The sequence below is a fragment of the Micromonospora sp. NBC_01699 genome (genome assembly GCF_036250065.1).
Lineage (GTDB): Bacteria > Actinomycetota > Actinomycetes > Mycobacteriales > Micromonosporaceae > Micromonospora_G.
In genome coordinates this window covers 91,681-110,691 of the sequence record NZ_CP109199.1, presented here as the reverse complement: position 1 = coordinate 110,691, position 19,011 = coordinate 91,681, and the positions used below count along the sequence as shown (strand labels likewise).

Here is a 19,011-nt window from a genome sequence, read left to right as displayed (position 1 = left end):
ACGGGTGCCGGAGCCGAACCGGTCGGTCAGTAGACGACGGCGCAACCGTCGGCGCGCGCGTCGGAGCCGGCCACGTAGCCGCCCTCCGGCAGCCGCCAGATCGCCTGCCCGTAGCCGAACGGCGGCGAGTCGTCGTCGTCCGCGACGCTCAGCGAGTGCCCCCGCTGGCGCAGCTCACCGATTGCCATCGGCCCCGACCGCAGGTTCAGCAGATCCGCCTCGACCAGCACCGACCGATCGGCGTGCCAGTACCAGCGGGGCGCGTTCAACGCCGCCTGCGGATCCAGGCCGTCGTCGACCGTGTGCGACACCAGTTGCAGATGTCCCTGCGGCTGCATGTGCCCACCCATCACCCCGAACGGGCCGACCGGCGCACCACCACGGGTCAGGAAACCCGGAATGATGGTGTGGTACGGCCGCTTGTTCGGCGCCACCACGTTCGGATGCGCCGGGTCGAGGCTGAACCCGGTCCCCCGGTTCTGCAACCCGAAGCCGAACCCCGGCAGCACCACGTGCGAGCCGAAGGCCAGGTAGTTCGACTGGATCAGGCTCACCATCATCCCGCCCGAGTCGGCGGTGCAGAGGTAGACCGTCCCGCCCCGACCCGGACTGCCCGGCTCCGGCGTACCGGCCCGGTCGCCGACCAGGGCGCGGCGGGTGGCCGCGTACTCGGGGCTGAGCAGTTGCTCGATCGGCACGGCGACCTTCTCCGGGTCGGCCACGTACGCGTGCGCGTCGGCGAAGCCGAGCTTCATCGCCTCGATCTGCCAGTGCAGCCGGTCGGCCAGCGACATCCCGGCCAGGTCCACCCCGTCCAGGATGTTGAGCGCCAGCAGCGCCGCCACCCCCTGCCCGTTCGGCGGCAGCTCCCAGACCTCGTGGCCCCGATAGTCGGCCCGGACCGGCGCGACCCAGGTCGACGAGTGCCCGGCCAGGTCGTCGGCGGTGAGCAGGCCACCGGTGCGGGCCGCGTACTGGGCCAACGCCTGCGCGATCTCACCCCGGTAGAACGCCTCCGCGTTGGTCGCGGCGATCCGGCGCAGGGTCCGCGCCGCGTCCGGGTTGCGCCACCGCTCACCCGGCCGGGGCGCCCGGCCGCCGTCGACGGTGAAGACCCGGGACCACTCCTCGAACTCCGGGCCGGTCAACCCGGACTGCACCGCCACCGACCGGGCCCAGCCGGCGGCCACGTTCGGCGAAACCGGGTAGCCCTGCTCGGCGTAGCCGATGGCGTCGGCGAACAGATCGGCGAAGGGCAGCACCCCGAACCGGTGGTGCAGGTCCCGCCAGCCCGCCGGGGCGCCCGGCACCGTCACCGGCAACCAGCCCCGCGCCGGCATGCTCGGACCGGACCCCTGGGCCCCACCGAGCGCCGCCACCGGTTCCGCTCCCCGACCATCGGTCGCGGCGAGCACCGCGTCGCGGGTCAGGGCCGCCGGTGACCGCCCGGAGGCGTTCAGGCCGTGCAGCCGCTCCCCGTCCCAGACGATGGCGAACAGGTCGCCGCCGATGTCGTTGGAGCCGGGCTGGACCACGGTCAGGGTGATCGCGGCGGCCAACGCCGCGTCGACCGCCGTGCCGCCCTTGCGCAGTACGGCCAGCCCGGCGGCGGCGGCAAGGGGTTGGCTGGTGGCGACCGCACCGTGCGGCGCGAAGAGGGGTTGACGGGGATGTGCCATGCCCCCTGTCTACCCTCTGCCCAGAGTGTCACCGCGCCGGGCCACCGTTATTGCTCCCGGCAGGTGCACCGGCCCCTGCCCGTGCCAGTCGGTGAGCAGGGCGTCGAGGGCGGCCACGTGCCGGGCGGAGAGCGCGGCCGGCGGTACGCCCAGTTCCAGCGCCCACCGGTGCAGCACCCGCGTACGGACCGCCACCGGCAGCCCGACCAGCGCCGACACCACCAGTCGTCCCCCACCCTCCGGGGACGGATCCGCCCGCGCGGCGGCCAGGGCGCTGCCGGCGAGCCCGTCCAGTACGGCGGTGTCCTCGGCGACCAGCCGCGCGGTTCGGGCCAGGTTCGCCACCACACCGGGACCGAGCGTGGCGACCAGGGCGGGCAGCAGGTCGGCCCGGACCCGCGCGCGGGCGTAGCCGGGATCGGTGTTGTGCGGGTCCTCCCACGGGCTCAGCCCGAGCGCCGCGCACGCCTTGCGGGTCTGCTCCCGGTCCACGTCGAGCAGCGGCCGGAGCAGCGGCACACCGTCCACCTCCCGGCGGACCGGCATCCCGGACAGGCCGTGCGGTCCGGCGCCCCGGGCGAGCGCGAGCAGCACCGTCTCGGCCTGGTCGTCCCTGGTGTGCCCGAGCAGCACCGCCGCCGCGTCGTACCGCCGGGCGACCTCGACCAACGCCTGGTAGCGGGCCTGCCGGGCGGCCGCCTCGGGCCCACCCGGACGGCCGGCGACCCGCACCGTGGCGACCTCGACCGGGGCGAGTCCCTGCTCGGTCGCCCACCGGGCCACCGTCAGGGCGCGTTCCGCCGAGCCCGCCTGCAATCCGTGGTCGACCGTGACCAGCCCGGCGGTCAGCCCCAGCCGGGGGACGACAAAAGCGGCGGCGGCGGCCAGTGCGAGCGAGTCGGCGCCACCGGAGCAGGCGACCAGGACCGGACCGGACGGCCGGCGTACGCCGGTCAGGGCCGCACGGACCGCGGCCCGGACGGCCGCGACCGGCGGGGCGAGCGCGGCCATCGCGGCCGGGTCAGCCGGCGGCCGGCGACCGGCCGGCCGAGCCGTGCACCCGCGCCACCCAGGCGTCCGGGTCGGCGAGCTCCTCCAGCCGGGGCAGGGTCAGCGGCGAGCTGAAGACCCGGTTGAAGCCGTCCATCCCGACCCGGTCCACCACGCCGTGGACGAACTTGCGTCCCTCGGCGTACTGGCGCATCTTGACGTCGACGCCGAGCAGTTTGCGGATCGCCTTCTCCAGCGGGTTGCCCGACTCGCGGCGACGGTTGAACTTGGATCGGATCCGCTCGACGCTCGGGATCACCTCCGGGCCGACGCCGTCCATCACGAACTCCGCGTGCCCTTCGAGCAGGGTCATCAGCGCGGTGAGCCGGTCCAGCACCGCCCGCTGGCCGGGCGTCTGCACGATGTCGAGCACGCTCGCCCGGCTGTCCGGGTTGCGGACCGAGTCGGCCAGCGTCGCCACCCCCCGGCGCAGCCGGTCGGTGAAGTGCTCGCCACCGGCCTGGGAGGCGTCGACGAACGCCTGCACCTCGCCGAGAAAGTGGCCGCGCATCCACGGCACCGCGGTGAACTGGGTCCGGTGGGTCACCTCGTGCAGGCAGACCCAGAGCCGGAAGTCGCGCGGTTCGGCCTCCAGCTTCCGTTCCACCTCGACGATGTTCGGCGCGACCAGGAGCAGCTGTCCGGGATCGGCGGAGAAGACCTCGTATTGGCCGAGCACCCTGCCGGAGAGATAGGCGAGCACGGTGCCGGCCTGCACGCCGGTGAGGCGGGAGCCGATCGCGTCGCTGATCGCGCCGGGCTGCTTGTCGCCGGAGAGCCGGGTGACCAGCGGGGTGATCACCTCACGCAGGCCGGCGATGTTCGTCGCGGCCCAGTCCCTGCGGTCGACCACCCGCACCGGCGGGTGCGCGACCTGGGACCGCAGCCCGGTGTACGCGACCACGTGCCCCGCCGCCTCGTCGGTCAGCTGCCGCAGGTCGGCAACGACCTCGGTGGCCTCGTCGTACGAGACCTTCGGTCCCGACTTACCCAGCGCGCCCGCAGTGGCGGCGGCCAGATCCCAGTCCACGAACTGCGCCATGGCACCCACCGTACCCGCGCCCGCACACCCTCACCCTTGTCGTACGCGGATGGACCGGTCCCCTGCCCGGTCTCAGCTGCCGCAACCGCAGGTGGCGAGGGCGGCGGCGATCCGGTCCAGCGGCGGCTGTGCCTGCTCCAGCCCCACCGGCACCTGGTCGGCGAGTACGGCGAACGCGAGCAGCCGACCCTGTGTCGTGGTCACCACGCCGGCGATGGCGTGCACCCCGGTGAGGGTGCCGGTCTTCGCCCGGACCACCCCGACCGCCGCGCTCGCGGTCTGGTTGCCGAACCGCTCGCTGAGGGTGCCGGACCAGCCGGCCACCGGCAGTCCGGCGAAGATGCCGGCCAGTTCGGGTCGGGTCCCGTCGGCCGCCAACGCGAGTACGTCGGTGAGCAGTTCGGGGCTGATCCGGTTGTTCCGGGACAGGCCGCTGCCGTCGCTGAGGGTGCTCTGGTCGGCGGCGAGTTTCAGCTCGGCCACCACGGCGTCCATCGCGGCGGCGGCACCGTCGAACGAGGCCGGCTGGTTACGGGCCAACGCCACCTGCCGGGCGAGCGCCTCGGCGACCACGTTGTCGCTGTCGGCCAGCATGAACTCGACCAGCCGGCCCATCGGCGGCGACTCGACCCGGCCCAGTTCGGTGCCGGGATTTGTCGCGGTGGCGGTGTCCGGGCTGGCCGTGGCATCGGCCGGCGGGGCGCTCGTACCGGCCGGACTCGTACCGGCGGGGGCGCTGCCCCGGGTCACCGCGCTGACCACGGCCGCCGGTAGTCCGAGCGCCCTGGCGAAGGCCCGCCCGGCGGCCACGTCCGGGTTCTCGTACCGGGTGGCGCCCTTGACGGTGTCCTTGGGGTCGATCCGGGCGCCGTCGGTCATCAGCGCGGTGATCGGCGACGCGAAGCCGCCGGTCGGGATGTCGGGGTCCCAGCCGGGGCCGTACAACGGCTTCGGGAACAGGGACGAGTCGACGGTGACCCTGGTCGGGGCGACCCCGCCCAGGGCCTGTTTCACCTGGGCGGCGAGCTGGTCGAGCCGGCCCGCGCCGGGGTAGCTGCCGGTGGCGTTGATCGCGAGCGTCGGATCACCGCCGCCGACCAGCACGACCTCGCCCGGTGCCGCCCCGGCGACCACCCGGGTGGGTATCCGGTACGCCGGGCCACGGGTGGCCAGCACGGTCGCCGCGGTGATCAGCTTGGTGGTCGAGGCGGGCACGGTCGGGGTCTGCGGATCCCGACCGTAGAGCAGTTCACGGGTGGCCACGTCGACCACGGCGACGTGCACCGAGGGGCCCAGCACGTCCACGCCGACCAGCGGGTCGAGCACCGCCCGCAGGCCGTCCGGGGTGGGGGTGACCGCTCCGGTCCCGAAGACGGCGAGCACCTCGCCGGGTGCCGGCTCGGGCGGGTCGGTGCTGGCGGTCGGTGTGGGTTCGGCCTGTCCCAGCCAGCCGGCGACCGGGCCCGGTTTGACCAGGACCACCCCGGCGGCGGCCAGTGCCAGCACGAGCACGGCGGCGAGCCCGACCAGCAGCCCGGCGCGGCGCCGGGCCGGCCGGGCCGGTGGTGGCGGCGGGGCCGAAGCCGGTGGCTCGGCCGCCGGGGGTGCCGGCGGTACGGACGCCCGCCCCGACCCGCCGTCGTCCGGGGACCGCATCGCCGGGACCGTCGCCCGTCCCGATCCGCCGCCGTCCGGCATGGGCACGGACCGGACCGTCGCCCGCCCCGATCCGCCGCTGTCCGGCGTGGGCGTGGGCGTGGGCGTCGGCGTCGGCGTCGGCGTCGGCGTCGGCGTCGGCCGGATGGTCGGGTACTGGGCCGACGAGTAGGTGGTGCCGGTCGACCCGGCGGTGGGCGGCACGACCGCCCGGCCGGCCGGTGGGCCGGAGACGTACGCCTGCGGGGCCTCGGCGCCGGGCGGGACCGGTCGCGCCGAGCCCGACGCCATCGGCGGACCCGGACGGTACGGACCCGCCGGTGCCGGCCCACCGTGGTTCGGAGCCGGTGGCGGTACGCTCGCCCGGCCGCTCGGTGCCCGAAGGTCGGCCGGCGGGTGTTGGGGCGCGGGCTGCTCGGGCCGGGAGGGCCCGGCCGGCGGTGGCTCGTTCACCCACCCCGAGTGTGAATCTTCACTCTCCACCGGCCCCTCCTCCCAATCAGTAAATGGCTCTAGGTGACACTACTTCCGTCCGAACACTATGCGGCGCCCGGATCAAGCGAGTGGGACAACACTCCTGCCGGTACACGCCGCCTAGATTCCGTTAGCCAGCGCCGGCGAACGAGGGAGCGTGGAAGATGGATTTCGACGTCACGGTTGAGATCCCGAAGGGTCACCGCAACAAATACGAGGTCGACCACGCGACCGGCCGCATCCGGCTGGACCGTACCCTCTTCACCTCGACCCAGTACCCGGCGGACTACGGCTTCATTGAGGGCACCCTCGGTGAGGACGGCGACCCGCTGGACGCGCTGGTACTGGTCCCCGAGCCGACCTTCCCGGGTTGCCTGATCCGCTGCCGGACCATCGGCATGTTCCGGATGACGGACGAGAAGGGCGGCGACGACAAGGTCCTCTGCGTTCCCTACGAGGACCCGCGCCAGGAGCACCTGCGCGACATCCACCACCTCGGCGAGTTCGACCGGCTGGAGATCCAGCACTTCTTCGAGGTCTACAAGGACCTTGAGCCGGGCAAGTCGGTCGAGGGCGCCACCTGGGTCGGGCGTACCGAGGCCGAGGCGGAGATCCGGGCGTCGTACCGGCGCCAGCAGGAGGCCGTGGAGCGCGGCGAGGGCCTGCCGCACTGATCGCGTACTGAACTGATCGCGTACCGAACCCGCCGGCCGGAGTCCGGCCGGCGGGGGGAGCGGGCGGCGCCGGGTCAGCCGAGCAGGCCGCGTACCTGGCTGTAGAGGCCGAGGACCGCACAGGCGACCGGCACCACCGAGACCACCATCAGGGTGTCGACCAGGTCGGCCGCCCGACCGAGGTACGGCGAGGGCGCGCGGGTCGCGTACGTCGCGCCCGCCCCGACCGTCACCAGTGCGAGCACCAGCCCGGCCCCGGTCAGCACCAACAGACCGTCCGCGCCGGACCGGCTGACCAGCGCCAGCCCGAGCACCACGAAACCGAGGATGCCAGCGACCACCAGCGGCAGCCGCTGACGGAACGTGACGAACAGCCGGGAGCGCAGCAGCAGCGCCGCCGCGGCGACCGCCACCAGGAGCCGGCCGGCGAAGCCCCCCGCCAGCACCAGCAGCCCGGACGCCACCATGGCGAGCACGGCGTGACCGATCAGCATCCCGGTGAGCAGTTCCTCGGTACGGGCCACCGCGGCGAAGACCCGATGGCGTTCCGGCCGCTCGCGGGCCCCGTCGAGCGGGCCACCGGCGGCGGTGAAGCCCTCCGAGCCGTCGGTGCCGGCCGGCAGGGTGATCGGCGGCATCGGCAGCTTGCCGAACCGGATCGCCAGCAGCGGCAGCACCCCGATCCCGCAGACCAGCACCGAGAGCAGGATCGCGGCCGCGCCCCCGGCACTGAGCACGAACCCGGCCAGCGCGGTCAGCGCACCGAGCAGCCCGACCGTCGCACCGGCCGCGAAGACCCGCAGCCCGGCCGCCACCCCGACCGCCCCGAGTACGGCGACCAGCAGCACCGCCACCGACCCGGCCAACGCCTCCGGCGCGCCGAGCCAGCGCACCGGGGCCAGCACCCGCGCCGGATCCCCCGAGGCGATCAGCAGGGCGCCACCGAGGAACGCGTACGGCAGGGCGTAGCCGCCCAGCGCGGCACCGGCCGGCGCGTCCCCGTACGCGCGGGAGGCCACCACCCCGGCGAGCGCGAGCAGGATGGCGATGCCGAGCGCACCGATCGGCGCCAGCCGCGCCCCCGGCCCACCGGCCAGTACGGCGAACAGCCCGACGGTGAGCAGGGCACCCGCCCCGGCGAGGCTGGCCGCCCGGGTGGCCGCCCCGGACCAGGCGGCACCCCGGCGCCGGGCCCCGTCGGCGATCGCCTCGACCACGTCGTCGTACTCCAGTTCGGGCCACTGGGCCCGAGCGGGTACGAGGTGCAGCACGTCGCCGTCGCGTACGCCCTGGGGTAGCAGGGCCTGGCCGGCGAGCAGCGCGACGCCGTCGGTACGCCGCAGCACCCACCCGCCGTGGCGCTCCCCGTCGTCGGCGAGACCATCACCGGCGTGTCGCAGCACCTCGGGCAGGAGTTCGGCGAGCGGGAGATGTTCGGGCAGGGCGACGTCGACCCGGCGTAGCGGCGCGCTGATGGTGACCCGGGCGAGGCCGCTACTCATCGACTTTCCTCCATCACCGGACGGTCACGGCTGCGCAGACGACCGCACTTTACCTACCATGAGCCGGGCTTGGTCGACCGAGCGTCAGGGGGAGAGTCGGATGAGCGGACTCGGCGAGGCGGGGGCATGAGCACGGTTGTGATCAAGCGGCCACCCCGGCGACCGGCACCGGACATCCCGACCGGCGAGCTGCCGGTCGACCCGCCACCGGAGATCCCGGCCGCCACCGGCGGCCGGATGCAGCAGCTCATGATGGTGCTGCCGATGCTCGGCGGCTCGGTCGCGATGGCGATGATGTTCGGTCGCGGCGGCGGCGCCTACTCCTACGTGGTCGGTGCGATGTTCGGCGTGTCGTCGCTGGCCATGCTCGCCTCCTCGTGGGGCAGCGCCTCCGGCACCCCGAAGAAGGCCGAGATGATGGCGGCCCGCCGGGAGTACCTGCGGCACCTGGCGACGCTGCGCCGACGGGTCCGGGACACCGCCGGCCGGCAGCGCGCCGGCCTGTTCTACCGGCACCCCGACCCGGCCCGGCTCTGGTCCACCGTGGGCAGCCACCGGGTCTGGGAGCGCCGGCCCGCCGACCCCGACTTCGGCGTGGTCCGGGTCGCGGTGGGCCCGCAGACCCTGGCGACCCCGCTGATCCCGCCGGTCACCCGGCCACTGGAGGACCTGGAGCCGATGACCGCCGGTGCGCTGCGCCGGTTCCTGGACGCGTACGCGGTGGTGCCGGACCTGCCGGTGGCGCTCTCCCTGCGCGCCTTCGCCCGGGTCTTCGTACGCGGCGAGGCGACCCGAACCGAACTCGGCCGACCCGAACTGGGCTGGACCGACTCGGGCCGGAGCGACCCCGGCACCGGGGCGGAGGGGCCGCAGGCCCTGGCCCGAGCGATGCTGACCCAGCTCGCCGTCTTCCACGCCCCGGACGAGCTGCTGATCGCGGTCTGCGCCGGTCCCGAACGCCGGGCGCTCTGGGAGTGGCTGAAGTGGCTGCCGCACGCGTTGCACCCGGACCGCTCCGACGCGCTCGGCCCGGTACGCCTGGTCGCCAGCTCCGCCGTCGAACTCGAAAGCCTGCTGGAGGACGTGCTCGGCAACCGGTCCCGGTTCAGTCCCGCGGGACCCGCGACCGACGGGCCGCACGTGGTGGTCGTACTCGACGGGGGTGACCTGACCGGGGCCGCCGCACTGGTCAGCGACGGTGGCATCGACGCGGTGACGATCGTCGACCTGGACGGCCCGCCGCCCCGGCTGCTGGACCGGTCGATGCTGGTGCTGGAGGTGCGCGGCGGCCGGCTGAACACGTACACGATGGACGGGCAGGCGGAGGTCGGCACACCGGACCGGCTGACAGTGGTCGAGGCCGAGGCGGTCGCCCGGCGACTCGCCCCGCTGCGGCTGGCGGCCGCCGGCAAGGGCGGCGCCGACACGCCGTTGAACGCCGAGATGGGGCTGGCCGAACTGCTCGGCATCGGCGACCCGGACAACTACACCACCGAGCAGGGCTGGGCGCCCCGGCCCGCCCGGGACCGGCTGCGGGTGCCGATCGGGGTGGCCGGCGACGGCGGCGCGATCGAACTGGACCTGAAGGAGTCGGCCCAGGACGGCATGGGCCCGCACGGGCTGCTGATCGGCGCGACCGGCTCGGGCAAGTCGGAACTGCTGCGTACGCTCGTGCTCGGGCTGGCCGCGACGCACTCGTCCGAGGCGCTGAACTTCGTCCTGGTCGACTTCAAGGGCGGCGCGACCTTCTCCTCCCTGGACCGGCTGCCGCACACCGCCGCCGTGATCACCAACCTGGCCGACGAGCTGCCGCTGGTCGACCGGATGGTGGACGCGATCAACGGCGAGCTGATCCGCCGGCAGGAACTGCTCCGCCGGGCCGGAAACTTCGCCAGCCTGCGCGACTACGAGAAGGCCCGGGGCGGGGGTGCCGCGCTCGCCCCGCTGCCATCGCTGCTGATCATCTGTGACGAGTTCTCCGAACTGCTCTCCGCCAAGCCCGACTTCATCGACCTCTTCGTCCAGATCGGGCGACTGGGCCGGTCGCTCGGCGTACACCTGCTGCTGGCGTCGCAGCGGCTGGAGGAGGGGCGGCTGCGCGGGCTGGACACGCACCTGTCGTACCGGATCGGACTGCGTACGTTCTCCGCGCTGGAGTCGCGCGCGGTGCTCGGCGTGCCGGACGCGTACGAGCTGCCCCGCTCACCCGGGCACGGTTACCTGAAGTTCGGCACCGAACCACTGGTCAGGTTCAAGGCCGCGTACGTCTCCGGCGCGTTCCGCCGGGCCGGGCTCGGCGGTGCCGGCGGCGGCCAGTCCGGGGCGCCACGCCTGCTGAACTACTCGACCCACTTCGTGCCGGTGCCGGAGCCGGTGACCACCGCCGCCCCGGTGCCGGAGGAGGTGCCGGCCGGGCAGAGCCTGCTCGACGTGATGGTCTCCCGGCTGGTCGGCCAGGGCCCGCCGGCACACCAGGTGTGGCTGCCGCCGCTGGCCCAGGCACCGACACTGGACGAGCTGCTCGGCCCGGTCACCACCGACCCGGCCCGTGGGCTGACCTTCGGCAACCCGGAGCTGCACGGCGGGCTCCAGGTGCCGGTGGCGCTGATCGACAAGCCGTTCGAGCAGCGCCGGGACCTGCTCTGGCTGGCGCTGGACTCGGCCGCCGGGCACGTCGCGGTCGTCGGTGGGCCGCAGAGCGGCAAGTCGACCCTGCTGCGCACGCTGATCTGCGGGCTGGCGCTTACCCACACCCCGGCCGAGGTGCAGATCTACTGCCTCGACTTCGGCGGTGGGGCGCTGGCCGCGCTGCGCGACCTGCCGCACGTCGGCGGGGTGGCCGGCCGGCTCGACACCGCCGCCGTCCGGCGCACCATCGGCGAGATCACCACCCTGCTCGCCGAGCGGGAGCGCCGGTTCGCCGACCTCGGGGTGGACTCGATGGTGGCGTACCGCAAGCGCCGGGCGGCCGGTGGCACCGGACCGGGCAGCGACCCGTTCGGCGACGTGTTCCTGGTCGTCGACGGTTGGCCGACGCTGCGCGGCGAGTACGACGACCTGGAGCCGATGATCACCGATCTGGCCACCCGTGGCCTGTCGTACGGCGTACACGTGGTCGGTGCCGCGCCGCGCTGGATGGACTTCCGGCCGGCGATCCGGGACCTGTTCGGCTCCCGCCTCGAACTGCGCCTCGGTGACCCGACGGACTCGATAGTGTCCCGGCGTACGGCGGCGAACGTGCCGGAGAAGACACCGGGGCGCGGGATCACCGCCGAGAGCCTGCACCTCCTGACCGCGCTGCCGGGACTGTCCAGCCTCGGTGGCGACACCCCGTCACTGGTCAAGGCGGTCGCCAGTGGCTGGACCGGTGCACCGGCTCCCCGCGTACGGCTACTGCCGCCGGTGTTGCCGTACGCCGAATTGGACCTGGCCGGGACGACCGGCCTGCGGCTGCCGATCGGCATCTCCGAGGCGGACCTGCGGCCGGTCTCGATCGATTTCGCGAGCGAGCCGCACTTCCTGCTCTTCGGCGACGCCGAGTGCGGCAAGTCGTCGTTCCTGCGGGCGCTGGCCACGTCGATCACCGGCCGGTTCACCCCGGAGCAGGCCCGGGTGATCCTGGTCGACTACCGGCGCAGCCTGCTCGGCACGATCCAGACCGAACACCTGATCGGGTACGGCACCGCTGCCGCCGCGACGGTCGAGCTGATCGAGTCGGCGGCCGGTTACATGTCTCGCCGCCTGCCCGGCCCGGACGTCACCCCGCAGCAGTTGAAGGACCGGTCGTGGTGGACCGGCCCGGAGCTGTTCGTGCTGGTCGACGACTACGACCTGGTCGCCACCGGCCCGGCGAACCCGCTGCGTCCGCTGGAGGAGTTCCTGCCGCAGGCCCGCGACATCGGCCTGCACCTGGTGCTGACCCGCCGGTCCGGCGGCGCCTCCCGGTCCCTCTACGAGCCGATCATCCAGCGGTTGCGCGAGCTTTCCTCACCCGGCCTGGTGATGTCCGGCGACCGGGACGAGGGCGCGTTGGTCGGCGCGGTACGGCCGGCGCCGATGCCGCCGGGACGGGGTCGGCTGGTGACCCGCAAGGAGGGAACACGCCTGATCCAACTCGCCCATCTGCCCTCGTCCTGATCGATTCGTCGCGAACGCCCCGCCACCACAGTGAAAAGGGGTAACCTCCGTGCATCACGTGTCCGCCGGGGTGAAATGGCCAAGCTGTGACAGGGCTGGTGTATCGAGACCATCGTGCCGGGCCACGGTCTGCCGTGGCGGCGCTGCTCGCCGTGCTCGGGATCGGGGTCACCCTGGCCGGGCCGGCCGTGGCGGCGGCCGCGCCGCAGTCACCGACGGCGGTTCTGCGAGGCCAGCCGGCGGCCCTGCCGGTACGGGCCGACTCGGTCCGGGACGAGCAGTGGCAGCTTGACGAGTTCAACACGAAGGCCCTGTGGAAGGTGTCGACCGGCCGGGACGTCACCGTCGCGGTGATCGACTCCGGGGTGGACGGCACCCACCCGGACCTCGCCGGCCAGGTGCTGCCCGGTCTCGACCTGGTCCAGCCGGGCGGCGACGGGCACACCGACCCGGTCGGCCACGGCACGACGGTGGCGGCGCTGATCGCCGGGCGCAACGACGACAGCCGCGGGGTCGCCGGGCTCGCCCCGAACGCGAGGATCCTGCCGGTCCGGGTGCTCGACGCGGAGAACCGCTACGACGACGCGATGATCGTGGCGAAGGGTCTGCGCTGGGCGGTCGACAACGGCGCCCGGGTGGTCAACCTGTCGCTCGGCGGGGCCGGGAACAGTCCGGCGCTGGCCGCCGCGCTGGACTACGCGTTCGTCCGGGACGTCGTCGTGATCGCCTGCACCGGAAACCGGGGCGTGTCGGCGTCGACCGACGTGTGGTACCCGGCGCGGGAGCCGGGCGTGGTCGCGGTGTCCGGCATGGAACGCGACACCGACGGGCTCTGGTCGGGCGCGATCAGCGGGCCGCAGACCGTACTGACGGCTCCGGCGACCGGGCTGCTCGGCGCCGGTCGGGACGGCGGCTACTGGCGGGTCCAGGGGACCAGTTTCGCCGCCCCGCTGGTGACCGCCTCGGCGGCACTCGTCCGGGCCAGGTGGCCGCAGATGTCCGCCGCCGACGTGGTGAACCGGCTGGTGCAGACCGCCCGCGACCTCGGTCCCACCGGGCGGGACGACCGGTTCGGCTTCGGCCTGGTCAATCCGCTCGCCGCCCTGTCGAACGAGGTGGCCGCGGTGCCGAGCAACCCGCTCGACGACAACCTGTCGCCCGGTGAGGCCGGTTTCGGTCCGGCGCCGAACGTCAACGCCGCCAGCGGGTCGGGCAGCCAGCAGACGGATCAGCTCAGGGTCGCCCCGCCGGGCGAGCGGATGCGCTGGGCGGCACACCCGGCCGGTGGCCTGGAGGGTCCCGCCGGGCAGAGCGGGGTGGTCTGGACCAGCACCGTCGTCCTGCTGGTCGTACTCACCGGCAGCGTGCTGCTGGTGAACCGGCACCGACACCGACACCGGGCCCATCAACCGTCAGGGGAATCCTGACACTGCTCCGGCCGGTGCGGGGGCTACTGTTCGCCCGTGGTGGAGATCGACACGGAGCGACTGGTCCTGCGCGACTGGCGGAGGTCCGACCTGGAACCGTGGGCGGCGATGAACGCCGACCCCGAGGTCAGGGAGCATCTCGGGCCGGTGCTGGACGCCCACCAGGCCGCCGCCTCGGTCGAGAGCTTCCAGCACGACCTGGACCGCAACGGCTTCGGCTTCTGGGCGGTGGAAATCCGGGCGACCGGGCAGTTCATCGGCTTCACCGGCCTGGATCCGGTGGACCAGGGGATGTCGTTCACCGGTGTCGAGGCCGGCTGGCGGCTGGCCCGTCCGGCGTGGGGCCACGGGTACGCGACCGAGGCGGCCCGCGCCGCCCTGGCGTACGGCTTCGACACCGTCGGCCTGCCGGAGATCCTGGCCATCACCGCGAAGACGAACCACCGCTCCCGAGCGGTGATGCGCCGGCTCGGCATGACCACCGACCCGGCGGACGACTTCGACGACCCGGAGTCCGACCCCGGCCCGTTGCGCCGCCAGGTTCTCTACCGCATCCGCCGCGAGCCACGAGGCTGATCCGGCGGCCGGTGCGACTGGTCCGGTGAGCCGGTGCGGCACCGATGCGGCCGGAGCCGGTCAGGTGCAGGCGCCGGTGTCGGTGGCCCTGGTCCGCTCGGTGCCGGCGGTCGCCACCGACTTGGCCTCGTTCGCGGTCACCGCGAAGCCGGTGTTCGGGTCGTCCGCCGCCGCCGCGAAGATCACGCCGAGCACCTGGCCGTTCGGTGCGACCAGGGGGCCGCCGGAGTTGCCGCTGCGGACCAGCGCCCGGATCGTGTAGATCTCGCGGGTCACGTCCCCGGAGTCGTAGATGTTCGGTCCGGTGATCTTGCTGACGTCCCGAACCCGCGCCGACTGCGCGTTGTACGGCCCGTCCAGCGGGAAGCCGAGCACTATCGCGTCGGCCTCGGTCGGCGCCTGCCGGGCGGCGAACGGCATCACCGGCGCCGACAGCCCCGGCACGAAGATCACCGCCAGGTCCCGTTCCGGGTCGTAGACGACCACCCGCCCGTTGTGCCGGTCGCCGTCCAACTCGATCGAAACCGACCGGGTCCCGGCGACCACGTGCGCGTTTGTCATCACCCGGTCCTCGGCGTAGACGAACCCGGACCCCTCTATCCGGCGGGAGCAGGACGGCGCCGAGCCGAGCACCTTCACCACCGACCGCTGTCCGTTCACCACCACCTGCGAGCCGGCCAGGGCCGGATCGGGCGGCGAAACCTCGCGGGCGCGGGTGGGAGCGAGGCCGCCGAACGGATCCGGGAAGCCGTTGGTGTCGACGGTCTCCCGCAACTGGTTCGACAGCGCCTGCGCCTGCGCCGGCAACACCCGGTCCACCGCGTTGATCAGCGCACTGTGCCGTACGGCGCTGGCCAGCCAGGGCAGCGACGACGAGCCGAGCGGCACCGCCACCAGCCAGGCCGCCAGCAGCAGCGCGAACAGCGAAACGAACGCGCCACCGACGTCGTCGGCCTTGCGGCCCACCGGGCTGCTGATCGCGTGCCGCAGATGCGAGCCGACCCAGCCGGACAGGGTCTGCCCGAGCACCGCCAGGCCGAAGATCGCGATCAGGGCGACCAGGATGCGCATCGCACCGCCGGAGAACTGCTGCGCGAGCAGTGGGCCGAGTTGCAGCCCGATCAGCAGTCCGGTGAAGAACCCGGTGAGCGAGAGCGCCCCGATGACAAAGCCCTGCCGGTAGCCGGTGATCGCGAACACCAGCATGAGCAGGATGAGGACCACATCCACCACCGACACGACCCCAGCGTACGGGGGCGTGGCTCCGGAGATGACAGGCCGCTCGCACAGACTCGGATTGAAAACCGGGAATCAGCGCCCGGGAACGACCTTTCCGCCGCCCGGACCGGGCTCGGCCAACTCACCGTCGTTGCCCGCGTACGGGGCCGGGGTGGCGCCGACCGGCGGAAGTTCGACCACCCGGTCCTGCGACCACGGGCGGTCCCAGCCACCCATGCCGAGCAGGGCGGCGATCACCCCGGCGGTGAAGCCCCAGACGAGCATGCCCCGGACCTGGAAGGCGGGACCGACCCAGCCGCTGGGATGGCGGACCCGTACCCGGTTGGCCGGGTCGACGAGTTCGGCGATCGGCAGCCGGGCGACGTGGGCGACCTCGCCCGGCGCCCGCGCGTGCACCGGATGCGGCCGGTGCCACCAGCCGAGGATCGGGGTGACCACGAAGTCGCTCACCGGGATCCAGAGCGGTGGGAGTTGCGCCAGCACGGTCACGGTGGTCGGGTCGAGGCCGACCTCCTCCTCCGCTTCACGCAGGGCGGTCGCCGCCGCGTCGGCGTCACCCGGGTCGGCGGCGCCACCGGGGAAGGCGGCCTGGCCGGCGTGGTTGCGCATGGTCGCGGCCCGCTGGAGCACCAGCACGTCGGGCCCGTACGCCGGATCCTCGCCGAGCAGCACCAGCACGGCGCTGGGCCGACCGCCGCTGGTGGGCGTACGGAGTCGGGTGAAATCCTCGGTACGCGCCGTGCGTACCCGGCTGAGCAGCGGCTCGCACCACGGCGGCAGTTGTCCGCTCATGCCGGCACCACCACCCCGAGGTGCTGCTCGACCAGGGCGGCGAGCGTGGCGTCGTCGAGCGCGCCGGAGATGTCCAGGTGCCGGATCCGCCCCTGCGCGTCCACGAACACGGTCGCCGGCAGGCCGGGGGCGGCGATCCGGGTGCGCAGTTTCTCGGCGGGGTCGAACAGGGTCGGGAAGGTGAGGTCGAGTTCGCCGGCCAGGTCCCGCGCGTCGTCCCGGTCGTCGCGGGTGTCGACCCCGATGACGTGCAGTTGCCCGCCGGCCCGCTGGGCGAGCCGTTGGAAGGCGGGCAACTCCTTGCGGCACGGCCGGCACCAGGCCGCCCACAGGTTGATCACGGCGGGTCCGCGTACGTCGGACAGCGACACCTCGGCGCCGCCGGTGAAGCAGGGCAGCGTGACCTCGGGCAGCGGCTCGGTCGATCCGTCCGGCCTGCTCCCGCCGGGGTCGGTGGGCGGCGCGGTCGGTGGTGTGCTCAGCGCGGCACAGTCGGCGAACGGTGCCGGCGGCTCGGGCTCGGGTGCCGGATCGGACCGGCCGCAGGCGGCGGCGGTGAGCAGCAGCAGGGGCAGGAGCAGCCCGGCGAGCGGACGCCTCACGGTGCCTCCGCGGCCACCGCGGTCGCCGGCACCAGCGCGGGGTCGATTCCGGCCTGGATCGCGAGTTCGCGGGCACGGGGTCCCTTGAGCAGCTTGGCGGCGGCCTCCGGCTCGGTCGGGCCGAGGCCGTACGAGGGGCAGAGCGGGGCCAGTGTGCAGGCGCCGCAGGCGGGCTTGCGGGCGTGGCAGACCCGCCGGCCGTGGAAGATCACCCGGTGCGAGAGCATGGTCCACTCGCGCTTCTCGTAGAGCGCGCCGATCGCGTGTTCGATCTTCACCGGATCGGTCTCGGTGGTCAGCCGCCACCGGTGCATCAGCCGCTGGAAGTGGGTGTCGACGGTGATGCCGGGCACGTCGAAGGCGTTGCCGAGGATCACGTTGGCCGTCTTGCGCCCGATCCCGGGCAGGGTCACCAGGTCGGTGAGCTTGCCGGGCACCCGGCCGTCGTACCGCTCGACCAGCGCCCGCCCGAGGTTGATCAGCGAGCTGGTCTTGTTCCGGAAAAAGCCGGTCTGCCGGATCAGGTCCTCGACCTCGGCCCGGTCGGCGCCGGCGTAGTCCTCGGCGGTGCGGTAGCGGGCGAAGAGCTTCGGTGTGACCTCGTTGACCTTCTTGTCGGTGGCCTGGGCCGAGAGGATGGTGGCCACGGCGAGTTGCAGCGGGCCGTCGTGGTCCAGCTCGCAGTGCGCGTCCGGGTGGGTCTCGGTCAACAGCCGGCCGATCCGGCGAGCCCTTCGCTTGCGGCCGAGGTCGGTCTCGGCGGCGGGGGCAGGAGTACGGCTCACGTCGGTCAGCCTACGTCGGCCCACCGACCATTCGGCCGGTCCCGCCGGTCAGGCCGGCGCGCTGATCTTCCCGGCCGCGTCGAGTTTCGCCGCGGAGTTGTCGAAGTCGGCGGCGGACAGGTCCTGGACCGCCTTGAGCCCGCGCTTCTGGGTGTCCACGGTCGGCTTACCGGCGCTGTTCATGTACGTCGAGACGAACTCGCCGCCGCTGAAGGTGCCGTCGGCGGCCAGTGACACCTTGAGCACCCCGCCCCAGCCGAGCCGGCCGCTGTTGTTCAGCGCCCCGGCACCACCGGCGAAGTTGCCCAGGCTGTACGCGATCAGCCGGCCCTGGTAGAACTCCATCCCGCGCAGCACGTGCGGCCCGTGCCCGACGATCAGGTCGGCACCCGCGTCGACCATCGCGTGGGAGAACTTGACCGGGTCGCCCCGGTTCTCGCCGAGGAACATCTCGGTGCCCGGCTTGACGTGGATCTTGTCGGTGCCCTCGCCACCCATGTGCACCTGTACGACAACCAGCTCGGCCTGGGTCGCGGCCTTCTTGATCACCTCTGCCGCGGCGGGGATGTCGACCAGGCTGTTGCTCCACGCGTACGACGAGAAGCCGACGACCGCGACCTTGACGCCCTTGACGTCCATCACGGTGATCTGGTCCGGCGCGCCGGTGTTGGCCAGCCCCTGCGCCTCCAGGTGCCGCTGGGTGTTGCGGTAACCGGCGGCGCCGTAGTCGTAGCCGTGGTTGTTGGCCTGGTTCAGCAGCCCGAAGCCGGCTTCCTTGAGGTGCGCCGCGTACGACGGGGGGACCCGGAACTGGTGGCACTGGGTGGAGTTGGCCCCGCACTTGGAGGTGCCGGTGTCGTCCGTTATCGGCTCTTCCAGGTTTCCCATCACCAGGTCGGCGGCGAGTGCCTCCCTGACCGAGTCGAAGAAACCCTTGCCGCCGTTGGCCGGCAGACGCGCCGGGGCGTTGCCCATCACGATGTCGCCGGTCGCGGAGAGCGAGACGACCTGTGCCGCCGTCGGCTCGGGGCTGGGCGTCCCCGCGCCGGCACTGCCGGCACTGCCGACCGGTTCGGCCTGCCACCGGGACGGGTCGGGGTCGTCGAGCAGGCGGGTGGCGGCCAGCCCGGCCAGCCCGACACCGAGCAGGAGGGCCACGACCGCGCCGACCACGAGGACGAGTCGGCCGGGACCGCGGTGCCTGCGGTTCGGGCGGGGGGTGGGTTGGCTGCTCTCGTACATCGCCCGCGACGCTACATAACCTGTTCACCTGGCGAGGTCGGCCGTTCGGCTCGGGAAAACCGGGCACCGGGCCCATTCAGGCTGTTTGATGGCTCGGTCAGCGGCCCGGACCTGCACTATCGGGGTGCTTCGGT

Annotated in this window: 14 protein-coding genes; 4 read left to right on the top strand and 10 right to left on the bottom strand. The window is 73.5% G+C overall.

Features of this window, described 5'->3' with window-relative positions:
• Positions 1 to 26: 26 nt before the first annotated feature.
• The 4 genes from OG792_RS00490 to dacB all read right to left on the bottom strand — a co-directional run bounded on the left by OG792_RS00490 (position 27) and on the right by dacB (position 5,475).
• Entirely contained in the window at positions 27 to 1,679 is a 1,653-nt protein-coding gene (locus tag OG792_RS00490; RefSeq protein WP_329106261.1) for a gamma-glutamyltransferase family protein, read from the bottom strand.
• Positions 1,680 to 1,688: 9 nt separating this feature from the next.
• A complete protein-coding gene (gene tilS, locus OG792_RS00485) occupies positions 1,689 to 2,690 on the bottom strand; it encodes a tRNA lysidine(34) synthetase TilS (protein WP_329106259.1) in 1,002 nt (333 codons plus the stop codon).
• Positions 2,691 to 2,700: 10 nt separating this feature from the next.
• Entirely contained in the window at positions 2,701 to 3,771 is a 1,071-nt protein-coding gene (locus tag OG792_RS00480) for a zinc-dependent metalloprotease (RefSeq protein WP_329106257.1), read from the bottom strand.
• 72 nt (positions 3,772 to 3,843) lie between these two features.
• Positions 3,844 to 5,475: a D-alanyl-D-alanine carboxypeptidase/D-alanyl-D-alanine endopeptidase gene (dacB, locus tag OG792_RS00475; protein ID WP_442932432.1), complete on the bottom strand. Its 1,632-nt coding sequence runs from the start codon at positions 5,473 to 5,475 to the stop codon at positions 3,844 to 3,846.
• A 590-nt stretch (positions 5,476 to 6,065) separates the two neighbouring features.
• Here dacB and OG792_RS00470 point away from each other — a divergent pair.
• Complete coding sequence (locus OG792_RS00470) at positions 6,066 to 6,575, top strand: inorganic diphosphatase (protein ID WP_326561590.1); 510 nt, start codon at positions 6,066 to 6,068, stop codon at positions 6,573 to 6,575.
• A gap of 74 nt (positions 6,576 to 6,649) precedes the next feature.
• Here the strand turns inward: OG792_RS00470 and eccD are convergent, their stop codons facing one another.
• Positions 6,650 to 8,077, bottom strand: a complete 1,428-nt coding sequence (eccD, locus tag OG792_RS00465) for a type VII secretion integral membrane protein EccD (RefSeq protein ID WP_329106253.1) — start codon at positions 8,075 to 8,077, stop codon at positions 6,650 to 6,652.
• 126 nt (positions 8,078 to 8,203) lie between these two features.
• On the opposite strand from eccD, the gene eccCa reads away from it, so the two are divergent.
• The 3 genes from eccCa to OG792_RS00450 all read left to right on the top strand — a co-directional run bounded on the left by eccCa (position 8,204) and on the right by OG792_RS00450 (position 14,217).
• The gene (gene eccCa, locus OG792_RS00460) at positions 8,204 to 12,214 is read left to right on the top strand and encodes a type VII secretion protein EccCa (protein WP_329106252.1); all 4,011 of its coding nucleotides are present in this window, start codon (positions 8,204 to 8,206) and stop codon (positions 12,212 to 12,214) included.
• An 86-nt stretch (positions 12,215 to 12,300) separates the two neighbouring features.
• A complete protein-coding gene (gene mycP, locus OG792_RS00455; protein WP_442932351.1) occupies positions 12,301 to 13,641 on the top strand; it encodes a type VII secretion-associated serine protease mycosin in 1,341 nt (446 codons plus the stop codon).
• A gap of 36 nt (positions 13,642 to 13,677) precedes the next feature.
• Positions 13,678 to 14,217 carry a GNAT family N-acetyltransferase gene (locus tag OG792_RS00450; protein ID WP_329106250.1) on the top strand — a complete coding sequence of 180 codons (540 nt, stop codon included), beginning with the start codon at positions 13,678 to 13,680 and terminating at the stop codon, positions 14,215 to 14,217.
• Between the two features lie 60 nt (positions 14,218 to 14,277).
• Here OG792_RS00450 and OG792_RS00445 read toward each other — a convergent pair whose 3' ends face one another.
• The 5 genes from OG792_RS00445 to OG792_RS00425 form a co-directional block, all read right to left on the bottom strand.
• Positions 14,278 to 15,456, bottom strand: a complete 1,179-nt coding sequence (locus OG792_RS00445) for a MarP family serine protease (RefSeq protein ID WP_329106248.1) — start codon at positions 15,454 to 15,456, stop codon at positions 14,278 to 14,280.
• A 72-nt stretch (positions 15,457 to 15,528) separates the two neighbouring features.
• Positions 15,529 to 16,248 carry an NUDIX hydrolase gene (locus tag OG792_RS00440; protein WP_329106246.1) on the bottom strand — a complete coding sequence of 240 codons (720 nt, stop codon included), beginning with the start codon at positions 16,246 to 16,248 and terminating at the stop codon, positions 15,529 to 15,531.
• Positions 16,245 to 16,850, bottom strand: coding sequence for a TlpA family protein disulfide reductase (locus tag OG792_RS00435; protein ID WP_329106244.1), 606 nt, complete (start codon positions 16,848 to 16,850; stop codon positions 16,245 to 16,247). Before OG792_RS00435 ends, OG792_RS00440 begins: the two co-directional genes overlap by 4 nt.
• Complete coding sequence (nth, locus tag OG792_RS00430; protein ID WP_442932350.1) at positions 16,847 to 17,659, bottom strand: endonuclease III; 813 nt, start codon at positions 17,657 to 17,659, stop codon at positions 16,847 to 16,849. Before nth ends, OG792_RS00435 begins: the two co-directional genes overlap by 4 nt.
• 24 nt (positions 17,660 to 17,683) lie before the next feature.
• Positions 17,684 to 18,877 carry a CapA family protein gene (locus OG792_RS00425; protein WP_329106240.1) on the bottom strand — a complete coding sequence of 398 codons (1,194 nt, stop codon included), beginning with the start codon at positions 18,875 to 18,877 and terminating at the stop codon, positions 17,684 to 17,686.
• Between the last annotated feature and the right edge of the window lie 134 nt (positions 18,878 to 19,011).